16 protein-coding genes and 17 tRNA genes are annotated in these 14002 nt (G+C 39.9%); 28 read left to right on the forward strand and 5 right to left on the reverse strand.

Annotated features, from left to right (window positions below; translation table 11 throughout):
* Window positions 1-191 precede the first annotated feature (191 nt).
* From HWV01_RS06350 to HWV01_RS06360, 3 genes are all read right to left on the reverse strand, one after another.
* Entirely contained in the window at window positions 192-584 is a 393-nt protein-coding gene (locus HWV01_RS06350) for a DUF2750 domain-containing protein (protein ID WP_211674613.1), read from the reverse strand.
* Window positions 585-647: 63 nt separating this feature from the next.
* Complete coding sequence (locus tag HWV01_RS06355) at window positions 648-1055, reverse strand: cytochrome b562 (protein ID WP_211674614.1); 408 nt, start codon at window positions 1053-1055, stop codon at window positions 648-650.
* A 92-nt stretch (window positions 1056-1147) separates the two neighbouring features.
* The gene (locus tag HWV01_RS06360; RefSeq protein WP_006032893.1) at window positions 1148-1375 is read right to left on the reverse strand and encodes a glutaredoxin family protein; all 228 of its coding nucleotides are present in this window, start codon (window positions 1373-1375) and stop codon (window positions 1148-1150) included.
* 258 nt (window positions 1376-1633) lie between these two features.
* On the opposite strand from HWV01_RS06360, the gene ruvC reads away from it, so the two are divergent.
* The 28 genes from ruvC to nadA all read left to right on the forward strand — a co-directional run bounded on the left by ruvC (window position 1634) and on the right by nadA (window position 12723).
* Window positions 1634-2155 (forward strand): crossover junction endodeoxyribonuclease RuvC, encoded by a 522-nt coding sequence (gene ruvC, locus HWV01_RS06365; RefSeq protein ID WP_211674615.1) that lies wholly within the window; start codon window positions 1634-1636, stop codon window positions 2153-2155.
* A 100-nt stretch (window positions 2156-2255) separates the two neighbouring features.
* On the forward strand, window positions 2256-2876 hold the full coding sequence (gene ruvA, locus HWV01_RS06370) for a Holliday junction branch migration protein RuvA (protein ID WP_211674616.1): 621 nt from the start codon (window positions 2256-2258) through the stop codon (window positions 2874-2876).
* Window positions 2877-2893: 17 nt separating this feature from the next.
* Window positions 2894-3901, forward strand: coding sequence for a Holliday junction branch migration DNA helicase RuvB (gene ruvB, locus HWV01_RS06375; protein WP_211674617.1), 1008 nt, complete (start codon window positions 2894-2896; stop codon window positions 3899-3901).
* 177 nt (window positions 3902-4078) lie between these two features.
* Window positions 4079-4357 carry a hotdog domain-containing protein gene (locus tag HWV01_RS06380; RefSeq protein WP_249185541.1) on the forward strand — a complete coding sequence of 93 codons (279 nt, stop codon included), beginning with the start codon at window positions 4079-4081 and terminating at the stop codon, window positions 4355-4357.
* Window positions 4344-5036 (forward strand): protein TolQ, encoded by a 693-nt coding sequence (tolQ, locus tag HWV01_RS06385; RefSeq protein WP_211674618.1) that lies wholly within the window; start codon window positions 4344-4346, stop codon window positions 5034-5036. The genes HWV01_RS06380 and tolQ overlap by 14 nt, the downstream gene beginning before the upstream one ends.
* Window positions 5037-5039: 3 nt before the next feature.
* Window positions 5040-5465, forward strand: coding sequence for a protein TolR (gene tolR / locus HWV01_RS06390; protein WP_045111140.1), 426 nt, complete (start codon window positions 5040-5042; stop codon window positions 5463-5465).
* 49 nt (window positions 5466-5514) lie between these two features.
* A complete protein-coding gene (tolA, locus tag HWV01_RS06395; RefSeq protein ID WP_211674619.1) occupies window positions 5515-6612 on the forward strand; it encodes a cell envelope integrity protein TolA in 1098 nt (365 codons plus the stop codon).
* Between the two features lie 46 nt (window positions 6613-6658).
* Entirely contained in the window at window positions 6659-7984 is a 1326-nt protein-coding gene (gene tolB / locus HWV01_RS06400; RefSeq protein ID WP_249185461.1) for a Tol-Pal system beta propeller repeat protein TolB, read from the forward strand.
* Between the two features lie 20 nt (window positions 7985-8004).
* A complete protein-coding gene (pal, locus tag HWV01_RS06405; RefSeq protein ID WP_211674621.1) occupies window positions 8005-8583 on the forward strand; it encodes a peptidoglycan-associated lipoprotein Pal in 579 nt (192 codons plus the stop codon).
* Between the two features lie 12 nt (window positions 8584-8595).
* On the forward strand, window positions 8596-9381 hold the full coding sequence (ybgF, locus tag HWV01_RS06410; protein ID WP_249185462.1) for a tol-pal system protein YbgF: 786 nt from the start codon (window positions 8596-8598) through the stop codon (window positions 9379-9381).
* A 223-nt stretch (window positions 9382-9604) separates the two neighbouring features.
* A tRNA-Met gene (locus HWV01_RS06415) sits at window positions 9605-9681 on the forward strand.
* Window positions 9682-9710: 29 nt separating this feature from the next.
* Window positions 9711-9786 (forward strand) — tRNA-Val (locus tag HWV01_RS06420).
* Window positions 9787-9830: 44 nt separating this feature from the next.
* A tRNA-Met gene (locus HWV01_RS06425) sits at window positions 9831-9907 on the forward strand.
* 31 nt (window positions 9908-9938) lie between these two features.
* Window positions 9939-10014, forward strand: a tRNA-Val gene (locus HWV01_RS06430).
* A 65-nt stretch (window positions 10015-10079) separates the two neighbouring features.
* Window positions 10080-10155: transfer RNA gene (locus HWV01_RS06435), tRNA-Lys, on the forward strand.
* Window positions 10156-10192: 37 nt separating this feature from the next.
* Window positions 10193-10269, forward strand: a tRNA-Met gene (locus tag HWV01_RS06440).
* A 40-nt stretch (window positions 10270-10309) separates the two neighbouring features.
* Window positions 10310-10385, forward strand: a tRNA-Val gene (locus tag HWV01_RS06445).
* Window positions 10386-10407: 22 nt separating this feature from the next.
* Window positions 10408-10483: transfer RNA gene (locus HWV01_RS06450), tRNA-Lys, on the forward strand.
* A 36-nt stretch (window positions 10484-10519) separates the two neighbouring features.
* Window positions 10520-10596, forward strand: a tRNA-Met gene (locus HWV01_RS06455).
* Window positions 10597-10636: 40 nt separating this feature from the next.
* Window positions 10637-10712: transfer RNA gene (locus HWV01_RS06460), tRNA-Val, on the forward strand.
* Between the two features lie 22 nt (window positions 10713-10734).
* Window positions 10735-10810: transfer RNA gene (locus HWV01_RS06465), tRNA-Lys, on the forward strand.
* 36 nt (window positions 10811-10846) lie between these two features.
* Window positions 10847-10923 (forward strand) — tRNA-Met (locus HWV01_RS06470).
* A 40-nt stretch (window positions 10924-10963) separates the two neighbouring features.
* Window positions 10964-11039: transfer RNA gene (locus HWV01_RS06475), tRNA-Val, on the forward strand.
* A gap of 22 nt (window positions 11040-11061) precedes the next feature.
* Window positions 11062-11137: transfer RNA gene (locus tag HWV01_RS06480), tRNA-Lys, on the forward strand.
* A 36-nt stretch (window positions 11138-11173) separates the two neighbouring features.
* A tRNA-Met gene (locus tag HWV01_RS06485) sits at window positions 11174-11250 on the forward strand.
* Window positions 11251-11290: 40 nt separating this feature from the next.
* Window positions 11291-11366, forward strand: a tRNA-Val gene (locus HWV01_RS06490).
* Window positions 11367-11447: 81 nt separating this feature from the next.
* A tRNA-Lys gene (locus HWV01_RS06495) sits at window positions 11448-11523 on the forward strand.
* 192 nt (window positions 11524-11715) lie between these two features.
* A complete protein-coding gene (gene nadA, locus HWV01_RS06500; RefSeq protein WP_211675700.1) occupies window positions 11716-12723 on the forward strand; it encodes a quinolinate synthase NadA in 1008 nt (335 codons plus the stop codon).
* A gap of 85 nt (window positions 12724-12808) precedes the next feature.
* Here the strand turns inward: nadA and HWV01_RS06505 are convergent, their stop codons facing one another.
* Window positions 12809-13195, reverse strand: a complete 387-nt coding sequence (locus tag HWV01_RS06505; RefSeq protein ID WP_211674622.1) for a helix-hairpin-helix domain-containing protein — start codon at window positions 13193-13195, stop codon at window positions 12809-12811.
* Between the two features lie 258 nt (window positions 13196-13453).
* Window positions 13454-13999: a septation protein A gene (locus HWV01_RS06510; protein ID WP_211674623.1), complete on the reverse strand. Its 546-nt coding sequence runs from the start codon at window positions 13997-13999 to the stop codon at window positions 13454-13456.
* Between the last annotated feature and the right edge of the window lie 3 nt (window positions 14000-14002).

The following is a 14002-nucleotide window of genomic DNA, read 5'->3' on the forward strand; positions in this document are numbered from 1 at the left end:
TGCTGAGAGAATATAAAACAATACCTCAAATTGGAGATAAATAACATAACATTAATTTAACTTAGTGCTATCAAAAAAGAGTATTACTTAAGTGGAGGGTGTGGAAACGTCAACGGCGATTTAGAATGAATGGCAGAAATCAAAACGCATACCAACGATTTGATGTTGGCATGCTTTCTAATAAACGGTTATTAGCGTTTTTTCTTCGCTTGTTTCTGTAATGCCATATCAAATTCGTCAGGGAACATAATAAGACCTTCGTCATCAAGGTTTGGGAAGACAACGATAGCTAGGTCATCATCCATTAAACCCGATGTCCAACGGCTTTGCCATTTAGCTAATGAAATAGATTCTGTTTTACAGTGTTCCCATTCACCAGTCGCCCAAGATTGTGCAAACTCTGCGTTAGGCCATACTGGCACACAATCTTCGTCATCGTTATTTAGCATTACACAACCGTGTTCATCCGTTAAGATCCAGATTTTACGTTCGCTTGTTACTTCTTTTAATAAATAGCTAAGGCGCTTTTCTTCATCGTAAGCTTGAATCGTTGCTATTTGGTTCTCGTCGAGCGTGTTTGACATGTAATCTGTTCCTAATTTTTACTAATATGACGGTAATAATCATCACCGACATGTAATTGTTTATTAACCAAAGATGAGCTGCCAAATACTTGGCTTACTTTTCTTGTGGTATTCTTTTCTTAAGCTATCAACATCTTCTAATTTAGCTTTCGCAACGGCGAGGTTTTCGTCTGTTATATCGGCTTGTTGAATGCTGTTCAGTATTGATTCTACTTTATCTAAACCTTGATTTGACATCTCTGCACGGTCAGGTGAAAAGTTATAGCTCTGTGCTACGGCAAGCATTTTACTCATTTCATCAATGCGAGTAGAAAACTCATTCGCAGATGTTGTTTTCATTGCTTGAGTATACGCTAATCTCATTTGTTTCATGGTAACTTTAAGATCGATACTGTCTATTTCGGCACTGTTGACCAATGTAGAAAACAATAAGCTGATGATAAGGCTTAGCTGAATAAAACGATTCTTCATGATTTATATCCATAAGTAATAATTAAATGCTGCTGTTAATAACACCGAGAGTATAATAACGAGCGTAATAACAGTCAGGTTTGTATGGGGGGTTAACCGCGATACATATTTTCGAATGATTTAATTGAGAAACCACGCAGTATTTGGTCACCAATTTTAAGTGTTGGTACGCCTCGACCACCAATAGCGGCTAATTCTTTACTGCCACGTGGTTCATTTACGCTGCATAAACGGTAAGGTATTTTCTTTTCATCTAGGTAGCGCTTTGCCGTATCGCAATTTGGACACTTCTTTTGCGTATATAATACGACTCTTTTCATTTTAGCCCCACAAGGTTGATTATAAAAAGGTACATTATACCAAGCTAACACTGATTCACAATGTATCAATATGAGCAAATGATTTGAAATACACTTCTTTACAACATGGTGGAAATAATAAAGCAACGATGTGCGGTTTTAACTGTTTAATTTATAAGCGTTATTTTAATGGAATATAGATAAGGTAGTGGGTTTAGGTTTCAAGCTTAGGTGCAGGTATACTGTAATTATAAACATGATAATTGAAGATAATAAAGTATGAGTATTATTCTTGGCATAGATCCGGGCTCCCGGATCACTGGATACGGTGTGATCCAACATATACACGGTAAGTTCCAATATTTAGGCAGTGGTTGTATTCGTACATCAGGTGATACATTACCTGAGCGCTTAAAGCAGATCCATGCGGGAGTCAGTGAAATTATCATTCAATTTCAACCAGATAAATTTGCTATTGAAGATGTGTTCATGGGCAAAAATGCGGCCTCAGCATTAAAGTTGGGCCAAGCCCGTGGCGCTGCTATTGTCGCTGCGGTGTCGAATGACTTAGAAGTCGGGGAATATACCGCCCGTCAAATCAAACAAGCGGTAGTGGGTAACGGTGGTGCTGATAAAGAACAAGTACAGCAAATGGTTGTCAATCTACTTAAACTGCCAGGCACGCCACAAGCCGATGCTGCTGATGGGCTCGCTGTCGCATTATGTCATGCCCAGAGTTTACGCACCTTGATTAATATGGCTGGTAAAGTCAAAGGTACAGCCCGCGGACGTTATAATTAACCTATTAAGTGAACCGAAATAATAAATGATCTGGATATTTAACCAGTATTTTATTATCCTTGTGAACATTATATTTTAAAAAAAATGTTGGAAAATAATTGTGATTGGACGTTTACGTGGCACTCTATTAGAAAAGCAACCACCAGAAATTTTACTTGAAGTGAATGGGGTTGGTTATGAAGTTCAACTGCCGATGAGCTGCTTTTATGAGCTTGGCGATGCTGATAACGAAGTGATCGTTTACACTCACTTTGTGGTTCGAGAAGATGCACAATTACTCTACGGTTTTAATAATAAAATGGAACGTTTGATGTTCCGAGAGTTAATTAAAGTGAATGGTGTTGGCCCTAAGCTGGCGTTGGCTATCTTATCGGGTATGACTGCAAATCAATTTGCACACTGTGTTGAACATGATGATATTAACAGTTTAATTAAATTACCGGGTGTGGGTAAAAAGACCGCGGAACGTTTATTGGTCGAAATGCGTGACCGTCTAAAAAATTGGGTGACTCAAGATTTATTTACCCCTGAAGCAGATAAAGCACAATTACAAGGTTATGGTAATACGTCATCGAATGCGATTGAAGAAGCGGAAGACGCCTTGGTTGGTTTAGGGTATAAACCTGCGCAAGTAGCGAAGATGATCAAGCAAGTTGCACAGCCAAGTATGAGTTGTGAAGATATCATTCGTCTGTCATTACGTGCCACCTTACAGAATTAATTTAGGAAGTTACTTTAGTGATTGAAGCTGATCGATTAATTTCTAGCGGTACCGTCCGTGAAGAAGAAGTGATAGACCGTGCTATCCGACCAAAAATGTTATCAGATTACCAAGGTCAGGACCATGTACGTAGTCAAATGGAAATTTTTATTGAAGCCAGTAAGCGTCGTGATGATGCGCTGGACCATTTATTAATTTTCGGTCCTCCTGGACTCGGAAAAACCACGTTAGCAAATATTGTGGCAAACGAAATGGGGGTGAGTATTAAAACCACCTCTGGACCAGTGCTCGAGAAAGCAGGTGATCTTGCTGCATTACTGACTAACTTAGAACCCCATGACGTATTATTTATTGACGAAATCCATCGTTTAAACCCGTCAATTGAAGAAATTTTATATCCTGCAATGGAAGATTACCAATTAGATATTATGATTGGTGAAGGCCCGTCAGCACGCTCGATCAAGCTTGATTTACCCCCGTTTACGCTTATCGGTGCGACGACTCGAGCTGGTTCACTCACATCACCGTTACGTGATCGTTTTGGTATTGTTCAGCGCCTTGAATTTTATAAGGTTGAAGATTTACAAGATATCGTATTACGCTCGGCAAATTGCTTAGGGTTGAACATGGATAGTGCGGGTGCGTTAGAAATAGCCAGACGCTCACGTGGTACACCTCGTATTGCTAATCGCTTATTACGCCGTGTACGTGATTATGCAGAAGTAAAACACAATGGTGATATTGATGCCGAAATCTCGTCTGCGGCGTTAAGCATGTTAGATGTTGATACTTGTGGATTCGACTACATGGACCGTAAGTTACTTATTGCCATTGTCGATACTTTCTCAGGCGGTCCTGTTGGCTTAGATAACGTTGCTGCGGCTATTGGTGAAGAGCGCGAAACCATTGAAGACGTACTTGAACCATATCTTATACAGCAAGGATTTTTACAGCGAACTCCGCGTGGACGTATTGCGACACCACGTGCTTATCTGCATTTAGGCTTTGATTATCCAGAAAAATAACGGCTGAAATGTATTCTTCACATTAAATCAATTTCATATCTTATTTTTGTCAGGTATATTATTGAACTTATAGCGCTAAGCCTTAGATTGTAGCGTTATAAGTTAGAGTAATAGTGTTTAAAGATGTGGGTTTTAGAATAGCGCAAAATGATATAGTAGAAAGTGCATTCAACGTGTGTGTTTATTTTGAAAATACAGATACTGATAGTCTTTGTCGTACGTAAAATAGACATCGATTACCGTTATCCGGCATTTCTTGATGATTTATTAATTATAAAGTCACAAATTAAGGAACTAAAACGCGCATCGTTGGTCTTTTCTCTGTGTATCTATCATGAAAATGGTAAGTTACTGTCAGAATTAACCGTCAAAGTGGCATGCATTCAATTATCACATAAGAAACCGTGTGCGATGTCTACAGAAATTATAAGGAAACTAACCAGTGGAAGCTGCTGATATTTCATTTTTTGAACTTTTTTGGGAAGCTAGCCTATTGGTAAAAGCAGTGATGTTATTACTGCTTTCCATGTCCGTAGCATCATGGGCAATGATTCTTCATCGCTCAAAAGCATTGAAGCAAGCCAATGAAGCGTCGAAACGATTTGAAGATAGATTTTGGTCTGGTATCGATTTATCTAAATTGTATAAAGAAAGCGAATCGCGAAAGAATAATATTCAGGGTATGGAGTTAATTTTCCACTCTGGTTTTAAAGAATATGTGCGCATTCATAATACTGTTCAAGAAAATACCGATGCGATCATGGATGGCAGTTATCGTACGATGCGGGTTGCTTTATCCCGTGAAATTGACGACCTTGAAACTAACTTAAATAATCTCGCTACAATAGGCTCAATTAGTCCTTATATCGGTCTGTTCGGTACGGTTTGGGGGATTATGAGTTCATTTATTGCATTAGGCGCTGTGCAGCAAGCAACATTGGCGATGGTTGCACCGGGTATTGCCGAAGCGTTGATTGCAACTGCGATGGGTCTGTTCGCAGCGATTCCAGCTGTTATTGCCTATAATCGATTTTCTGATCAAGTGATGAAAATTGAAAATAATTACGCTAATTTCATGGAAGAGTTTTCGAGTATTTTACATCGCCAGACTTTGGCTAAAAAAACACAGGATTAAGCGATGCAGCCTTATCAACGTAAGCGCAGACGACCTGTAGCGGAAATTAACGTAGTACCGTATATCGATGTCATGTTGGTGCTACTTATTATTTTTATGGTGACAGCCCCGTTAGTGACTCAAGGTGTGCTTGTGGATCTACCACAAGCACAAGCCGAAGCGTTATCACAAGACAGTAAGCCACCCATTGTCGCTTCTGTTGATAAAGACGGTTTATATTATCTTGATGTGGGGGATGGTGATAAGTCACCAATGTCGCCCGATGATTTAGCGACGTTAGTTGCCGCTCATTTAAAATTACAGCCGGACACACCTGTTGTCGTTAAAGGTGATGGCTCTGTGGCGTATGCACAAGTGATCCGTTTAATGGTGGTGTTACAACAGGCTGGCGCACCTTCTGTTGGATTAATGACAGATCCAGTCGAGTAGCGTAAGTAATTAAGAGTAGTTAAGAGTTAAGGGTAGGGTATAAATAAAGATGAAGGATAATCAGTCTAAGTACTCTGTGGCTATTATTATTTCGGTCGCACTGCATGTTGTACTTCTCGTGTTACTGGGTCTAAATGCAACCTCGACACCATTAAAACAACAGGCAAAGCCAAAAGTGCAAGCTATTCAAGCTGTCGTTGTAAGTGAGCAAGCGATAAAGCAACATGCTGACCGGATTAAACGTGCCGAGCAAGAAAAACGCAGAAAAGAACAACTACGTGTGCAGCAAGCCGAAGACCGTATTAAAAAGCTTAATGAAGAACGTCGACAAAAAGAAGCTGCAATTGTAAAAGCAAAAAATGATCAGCGAAAAGCGGAACAAGCAGCAAGACAAGCAGAGACCAAGCGCGCCGAAAAAGAAGTTGAACGTAAACGAGCTGAAGTTGCTGCGCTTAAAGCTGAGAAACAACGTTTGAAGAAAGTTGAAGAACGTAAACGTGCCGAAGCTGCAACGAAGAAAGCAGAGCAACAACGTGCTAAGAAAGAGTTAGAGCGTAAAAAGTCTGAACAAGCCGCTGCCGCCGCGGATAAAAAACGCAAAGTAGCCGAAGAAAAAGAACGTAAACGTCAGGCTGCTGTTGTAGCCGAGAAGAAACGTAAAAAAGCAGAAGAAGCCAAGCTTAAAGCTGAACAAGAACGTAAGCGTGTCGCAGAACAAAAACGTAAAGCGGCAGAAAAAGAGCGTCAGCGTTTAGCTAAAATCGAACGAGACAGGCAAGAGCGCTTGATGCAAGAGCAGATCGAAGCTGAATTTGCATCTGAGTTAGATAGTGAAATACAACAACTCGATGCAGTACGTCAGCAAGAAGTATTAAGTGAAGTTGATAAATATACAGCGCGAATTAAAAATTCGATCCAACGCAATATGTTAACCAGTGATACGATGAAAGGTAAGTCTTGTTTATTGAAAATTATTTTATCTAATTCTGGTTTGGTATTAAGTGTTACAAGTGGTGGTGGAGACTCTGCTGTGTGTAGAGCTGGGGTTAGTGCCGTGAATAAGGCTGGTTCGCTGCCGATGTCACCGGATCCAGATGTTGCGAAAGAACTTAAAAAAATTAATTTGATTTTTAAACCAGAGATTTAATATGAGTATAACCAAACGATTTTTATCTTTCTTTATTGTGTGTCTCATGCAGATACAAATCGCGCATGCGGCATTAGAAATTGTCATTACAGAAGGCACAAACAGTGCCAGACCTGTCGCCGTCGTTCCGTTTAAGTGGTTAGGTGCACAGCCTAAACCAAAAGGCATGACTGATTTCGCTAGTATTATCGCGGATGATTTACGTAATAGTGGTCGTTTTTCTCCACTGGAACGCCGCTTAATGCCACAAACACCAGCAACAGAAAGTGCCGTTGATTATGCAGCCTGGAAAGAAACAGGTGTCGAAGCAATAGTAATAGGTACAATAAAACCACTACAAGATGGCCGTTTACAGATCCATTTCCAACTTATTAATGTGTTATCTGGTTTTAAAAATCAAACGCCACAAAAAATTGATGATCAGTTAGTTAAAAATACCGATCATATTAAGCTTAATTTGAAAGGTAATTTCTCGACTCGTCGTCCTCGTCATATCTCACATCGTTTAAGCGATTATATTTTTGAAAGTCTGACTGGTACCCGTGGCGCATTCTTAACGCGTATTGCTTATGTCGCTATTAATTATGATGATAAATATCCATTTAAATTATTAATTTCTGACTATGATGGCATGAATCAACATATATTATTCCGCTCAAAAGAACCTGTTATGTCACCGTCGTGGGACCCTACGGGTAAAAAACTGGCTTATATGAGTATGGAAGACAAAAAACATGAAATCTGGATTTATGATCTGGTTACACAGAAACGTGAGCTAATCAAACCGTATAAAGGGAGTAATATTTTCCCGGTCTTTTCACCTGATGGCTCGAAATTGTCGATGATATTGTCTAAATCTGGGCAAGCAGATGTATATTCTTACGATTTGAAAACCAAAAACTTGGAAAGGTTGACGAAAAATCGTGGTATTGATACCGAAGCAACCTGGACGCCTGATGGTAAGTCGATTGTTTTCACCTCAGAACGTGGCGGGCGTCCGCAAATTTATCAGGTTAATTTAGCAAGTAAGAAAATTAAACGACTTACCTTTGAAGGCAACGCAAACTTAAATCCTTCAATTACTCCAGATGGTAAAAATTTAGTGATGGTTAGTTTGCAAAAAGGTAAGTATAGTGTAACGAAGCAGGATTTGTCAGATGGATATGTTCAAAAACTGACTAACGGTCGTCTTGATAAGTCGCCAAGCATTGCGCCTAATGGCAGCATGGTTATTTACAGCACGGTTGTTAAGGGAAAACAGGTATTATCGTTAGTCTCAATGGATGGGCGCTTTAAAGCGGTTTTACCAGCAAGTGATGGAGAAGTAAAATCACCAGCGTGGTCACCTTTCTTGACATCTAAGAAGAATTAATTATTGATAGGAAAATGAAAATGCAACTAAATAAAATCTTAAAAAGTTTAGTAATTGCGTTACCAATGCTGACATTGGCTGCATGTAGCTCAACAACGGATACAACTGCAAATGATGCAGTTGAAAGTTCTGCACAACAAACAACAAATGACTCAACGACTAATGCTGAATCAGATCCAACTGTTGTTAGTGGTAGTGATACTGACATCAGTATTGACCCAGTTGAAAATTTAACACCTGAAGAAGTTAAAAAACAAGTAATTGACGAGCTACGTAAACGCCACGTTGTTTACTTTGGTTTTGATCAACAAGCCGTTACTGCAGAGTACGGTGAGTTATTACAAGATCATGCTAATTTCTTAATTGATAACCCTGAAGTTAAAGTGTTAGTTGAAGGTCATGCCGATGAGCGTGGTACGCCAGGTTACAACATTGCACTAGGCGATCGCCGTGCTGATGCTGTGGTTAAATACCTAACTAACTTAGGTGTTGCTTCAAGCCAAATCTCGACAGTTAGTTATGGTGAAGAGAAGCCTGTAGATACTTCTCATACTCAAGCTGCATTCTCTAAAAATCGACGTGCAGTGCTAGTTTACTAAGGATTAGTCACCTTGATTCGAATTAATACTAAAACGGCCATGATCATGGCCGTTCTTTATAGTGGTTTCGGGCATGCCGCACCAGCAACAGTATTTGATGTAAATGCAAGTACTGAACCGATGGTAACTAAAAAACAGACTCGTTCTGTTGAGCAACGCTTGACCCGTATAGAGAATATCCTCCACGCTCGAACGAGAGCACAATTAGAAACCCAGCAAAGACTTGATCAATTATCAATTGAATTAATGAATTTACAGGGTGCTATCGAAGAAAGCGAACTAGAACAAGGCAAAATTACGCAACGTCAACGTGATATTCTCAATGATATTGAGCGTATTCGTACCACTCTCGTCGCAAAACCTGTCGTTCCTGCTGCAATTGATGCAAATATTCTAAATGCAACAAATCAGCCGGTAAATTTGACTGGTAAAGATGCTTATAACTACGCGATCAAATTAATCAAAAATGAACGTAAATACGATGAAGCAATTCCTGCGTTACAAAGTTTCATTTCTACGTATCCAGAATCTGAGTTAGCCGCTAATGCACATTATTGGTTAGGTCTGCTTTTACGTAAAGATAATAAGAATGATGATGCTAAAGCTGAATTTGAGACGATCGTAACTAAGTATCCTACGTCAAATAAACGAGCAGACTCTTTACAAAAACTTGGTCAACTCGCTAAGCTATCTGGCTCTAAAAGTGAAGCGAAGCGTTATTTTGAACTCGTGATTAAAGATTATCCAAATGATGCTGTTGCTAAGCTAGCAAAAAAAGAGCTAGCAGCACTGAAGTAATATTTTAAGATTGATCAACATTAACGAACTATTGGTTTGTGCTATTTGTCATCTTATTGGCGTTAAACTGAACGGAATTCAGGGTTTTATCATTGAATTGTGATTCTGAGCAGATTTTACTTGCAGAGTTTTCTGAAAAAAGTATTATAGCCGCCATCGAGACAGGGGTTAGCGAAAACAACGTAAGTCGTTTAGTTAATTGATATCTTGATTATAGAATTGTCGCGGGATGGAGCAGTTTGGTAGCTCGTCGGGCTCATAACCCGAAGGTCGTTGGTTCAAATCCGGCTCCCGCAACCATTTCTATTACCAATTAATTTGGTATATGTGGGTCCTTAGCTCAGTTGGGAGAGCATCGCCCTTACAAGGCGAGGGTCACTGGTTCAAGCCCAGTAGGACCCACCACATTTAATTACGAACCCTACGTAAGCTAAATGAAAACATATTGTCGCGGGATGGAGCAGTTTGGTAGCTCGTCGGGCTCATAACCCGAAGGTCGTTGGTTCAAATCCGGCTCCCGCAACCAATTTGTTCGCTATATAAATAGCAAAATTTGTGGGTCCTTAGCTCAGTTGGGAGAGCATCGCCCTTACAAGGCGAGGGTCACTGGTTCAAGCCCAGTAGGACCCACCACAAATTATTAAGTTTGGTTATATATTTTAAAAATAAATAACGAGACTTCATAAAGAAAGTATTTGGGGCTGTTAGCTCAGTTGGTAGAGCAGTTGACTTTTAATCAATTGGTCGAAGGTTCAAATCCTTCACAGCCCACCACTTTCTTTAGTTCTGATAAAAGAACACACAGCATTGTCGCGGGATGGAGCAGTTTGGTAGCTCGTCGGGCTCATAACCCGAAGGTCGTTGGTTCAAATCCGGCTCCCGCAACCAGTTATAACGATAGATACAACTATCGCTAAATAAATATCGTGGGTCCTTAGCTCAGTTGGGAGAGCATCGCCCTTACAAGGCGAGGGTCACTGGTTCAAGCCCAGTAGGACCCACCACTATTTATAAAGAAAGAATTTGGGGCTGTTAGCTCAGTTGGTAGAGCAGTTGACTTTTAATCAATTGGTCGAAGGTTCAAATCCTTCACAGCCCACCACTTTCTTTAGTTCTAATAAAGAACACACAGCATTGTCGCGGGATGGAGCAGTTTGGTAGCTCGTCGGGCTCATAACCCGAAGGTCGTAGGTTCAAATCCTGCTCCCGCAACCAGTTATAACGATAGATACAACTATCGCTAAATAAATATCGTGGGTCCTTAGCTCAGTTGGGAGAGCATCGCCCTTACAAGGCGAGGGTCACTGGTTCAAGCCCAGTAGGACCCACCACTATTTATAAAGAAAGAATTTGGGGCTGTTAGCTCAGTTGGTAGAGCAGTTGACTTTTAATCAATTGGTCGAAGGTTCAAATCCTTCACAGCCCACCACTTTCTTTAGTTCTAATAAAGAACACACAGCATTGTCGCGGGATGGAGCAGTTTGGTAGCTCGTCGGGCTCATAACCCGAAGGTCGTAGGTTCAAATCCTGCTCCCGCAACCAGTTATAACGATAGATACAACTATCGCTAAATAAATATCGTGGGTCCTTAGCTCAGTTGGGAGAGCATCGCCCTTACAAGGCGAGGGTCACTGGTTCAAGCCCAGTAGGACCCACCACTATTTATAAAGAAAGAATTTGGGGCTGTTAGCTCAGTTGGTAGAGCAGTTGACTTTTAATCAATTGGTCGAAGGTTCAAATCCTTCACAGCCCACCACTTTCTTTAGTTCTAATAAAGAACACACAGCATTGTCGCGGGATGGAGCAGTTTGGTAGCTCGTCGGGCTCATAACCCGAAGGTCGTAGGTTCAAATCCTGCTCCCGCAACCAGTTATAACGATAGATACAACTATCGCTAAATAAATATCGTGGGTCCTTAGCTCAGTTGGGAGAGCATCGCCCTTACAAGGCGAGGGTCACTGGTTCAAGCCCAGTAGGACCCACCACTTATTATTGTTGTTATATGTCCTAACATAAACAGCGAAACTTCTATTTAAGGAATCCTTAATAGAAGCAGTAAAAGTAAAGGGCTGTTAGCTCAGTTGGTAGAGCAGTTGACTTTTAATCAATTGGTCGAAGGTTCAAATCCTTCACAGCCCACCACTTTACTTATCTTTATAAGATAAAGAGTAGAATAAGAATAAAACAAAAAAGCCTCGCTATTAGCGAGGCTTTTTTGTATGTGTCGAAAAAAAATCACGCTAAATTACGTTTTCATGACAATGCCATGTATAATACGCGAAGATAAATTTTTTGAGCTCTGAGTAATTAGCTATGATTCCCAATGTAGTAGAAATGGAATATCCATTCCCAAAAAAACCAGTTCCGTTATCGGCACAAGAAAAACTGGATTATAAAGCACGTATCAAACAGCTTTTAAAAGAAAAAGATGCAGTATTAATTGCACACTATTATACAGATCCTGAAATTCAAGCGCTTGCAGAAGAGACAGGCGGTTGTGTTGCTGATTCTTTGGAAATGGCTCGCTTTGGGAACAATCACCCAGCTAAAACGCTAATCATTGCCGGTGTTCGTTTCATGGGGGAAACGGCAAAGATCTTAGCTCCAAGCAAACGTATCATCATGCCTGCATTAGAGGCAACTTGTTCATTAGACCTAGGTTGTCCTGTTGAAGAGTTCTCGGCATTCTGTGATGCACATCCTGATCATACCGTTGTGGTATATGCAAATACATCAGCAGCCGTTAAAGCGCGCGCTGACTGGATTGTCACATCAAGTATTGCGCTGGATGTAGTCGATCACCTTGATAGTGATGGCCAAAAATTAATTTGGGGTCCCGATCGCCATTTGGGTGCTTGGATTGAAAAACAAACTGGCGCAAAAATGGTTCGCTGGCAGGGTGCTTGTATCGTCCATGATGAATTTAAAGCATCAGCATTAAAACGCTTGAAAGAAGAAAACCCAGACGCAGCGATCCTAGTTCATCCTGAGTCACCTGCCGATGTAATCGAACTTGCAGATGCGGTTGGTTCAACGAGCCAATTGATTAAAGCGGCAAAAGAACTACCACAACAAAAATTGATTGTTGCTACGGATAAAGGTATTTTCTTTAAGATGCAACAAGCGTGTCCTGAAAAAGAAATGATTGCTGCTCCAACTGGTGGTAATGGCGCGAGTTGTCGTAGTTGTGCAATGTGTCCTTGGATGGGCATGAATGGCCTAAAAACGATTGAAGATTCATTGGTTAATGATGAAGGGCATGAAATTTTTGTTGATGAAGAAATTCGTGTTAAAGCGCTTATTCCATTAGAACGTATGTTGAACTTTAACGTATCAAACTAAGCGTTAATAAACATTAACGAATTAAGCCTGAATGCTTTTGCTTCAGGCTTTTTTTATCGCTAAAAATCGTATTTAGACTTGTTTATTAGTCTGTTACACTAATTTTTCCCGCTAACTTTGCCACTGTTATCTTTCCTATCCCATTCACACTCACTAAGTCTGTTATTGCGCTAAATTCCCCGTTAAGCTCACGCCATTGGATTATTTGCACTGCCTTATATTTTCCTATACCAGGTAAAGCAGTAAGCTCTAGCTCATTCGCGGTATTAATATTTAATGGCATTAATGATGTGTCACGTGAAATTGATGAGTGACTGAGATCAAAAGCGGTCGTTTCTGTTGGTGTGATGACTGCATGCTCATTATTCATATTAGAAAGCATTTTGACTTGTTCTGCATTTGCTTGCGGTAAAATAAATAAAGGTGCAGTAACTGCGACATATAGCGCTAAGCGAGTAATTTTTTTCAACATTGATATTCCTTCATAGTCATGATGATATTGTATGTTCAGAATAAATTGTAGTGTGATTTTACATTGTTGTTACCCGCTAAGTAGCTTGTTGTGCGAGCTATCACATGCTTATAGAGGAAGTTATACGGGTGCTCAAATTGTCAGTATTAGGACAGTAGTAGGGATCTGAAAGGGGGATATTAAGAAGAAGCACAGTATTTAATTAATACCTTTTTAATTAAATACTGTGCCAGATATAACTATTTTTCTTACTTAAGCTTATTTGTTATCGCTGTTTTCTTTAGGCATATAACGGTAGAGATAAATGACGGTTAATATCGTAAAAGCTAACATGATACCCAGAACGCCAAAGACTTTAAAATCAACCCATAACTCTTCTGACATGTTAAACGCAATGTAGTGATTTAAGCCAGCAAGCGAGAGGAAGAATATTGACCATGCTGCGTTCACGCGTGACCACACAAACTCAGGTAAAACCATTTCTTTACCTAACATCTTTTTAAGTAAATTTTGTTTGAAGCCATATTGGCTAACCAATAAAACAATTGAAAATAGGCAGTAAATAATAGTTACTTTCCATTTAATAAAACTCGAATCTTGCGTAAATAAGGTAATACCACCAAACACGGTCACCATAGCAAACGTGATTAATTGCATTTTTTCAACTTTACGGTATTTATACCAGCTAAAGAGTAATGTACATGCAGTTACTGCGATTAATGCTGCAGTTGCGGAATAAATATCGTACATTTTATAAATAACGAAAAAGACGATCAGAGGAATAAATTCATTAAATTGTTTCATAAA

Source organism: Moritella sp. 5 (genome assembly GCF_018219455.1).
GTDB lineage: Bacteria > Pseudomonadota > Gammaproteobacteria > Enterobacterales > Moritellaceae > Moritella.

Coding starts and splice junctions, on each gene's coding strand:
- pal (WP_211674621.1), top strand. CDS start 8,005: ATGCAACTAAATAAAATCTTAAAAAGTTTAGTAATTGCGTTACCAATG.
- HWV01_RS06510 (WP_211674623.1), bottom strand. CDS start 13,999: ATGAAACAATTTAATGAATTTATTCCTCTGATCGTCTTTTTCGTTATT.
- HWV01_RS06360 (WP_006032893.1), bottom strand. CDS start 1,375: ATGAAAAGAGTCGTATTATATACGCAAAAGAAGTGTCCAAATTGCGAT.
- HWV01_RS06505 (WP_211674622.1), bottom strand. CDS start 13,195: ATGTTGAAAAAAATTACTCGCTTAGCGCTATATGTCGCAGTTACTGCA.
- nadA (WP_211675700.1), top strand. CDS start 11,716: ATGGAATATCCATTCCCAAAAAAACCAGTTCCGTTATCGGCACAAGAA.
- HWV01_RS06350 (WP_211674613.1), bottom strand. CDS start 584: ATGTCAAACACGCTCGACGAGAACCAAATAGCAACGATTCAAGCTTAC.
- tolR (WP_045111140.1), top strand. CDS start 5,040: ATGCAGCCTTATCAACGTAAGCGCAGACGACCTGTAGCGGAAATTAAC.
- HWV01_RS06355 (WP_211674614.1), bottom strand. CDS start 1,055: ATGAAGAATCGTTTTATTCAGCTAAGCCTTATCATCAGCTTATTGTTT.
- ruvC (WP_211674615.1), top strand. CDS start 1,634: ATGAGTATTATTCTTGGCATAGATCCGGGCTCCCGGATCACTGGATAC.
- tolB (WP_249185461.1), top strand. CDS start 6,659: ATGCAGATACAAATCGCGCATGCGGCATTAGAAATTGTCATTACAGAA.
- tolA (WP_211674619.1), top strand. CDS start 5,515: ATGAAGGATAATCAGTCTAAGTACTCTGTGGCTATTATTATTTCGGTC.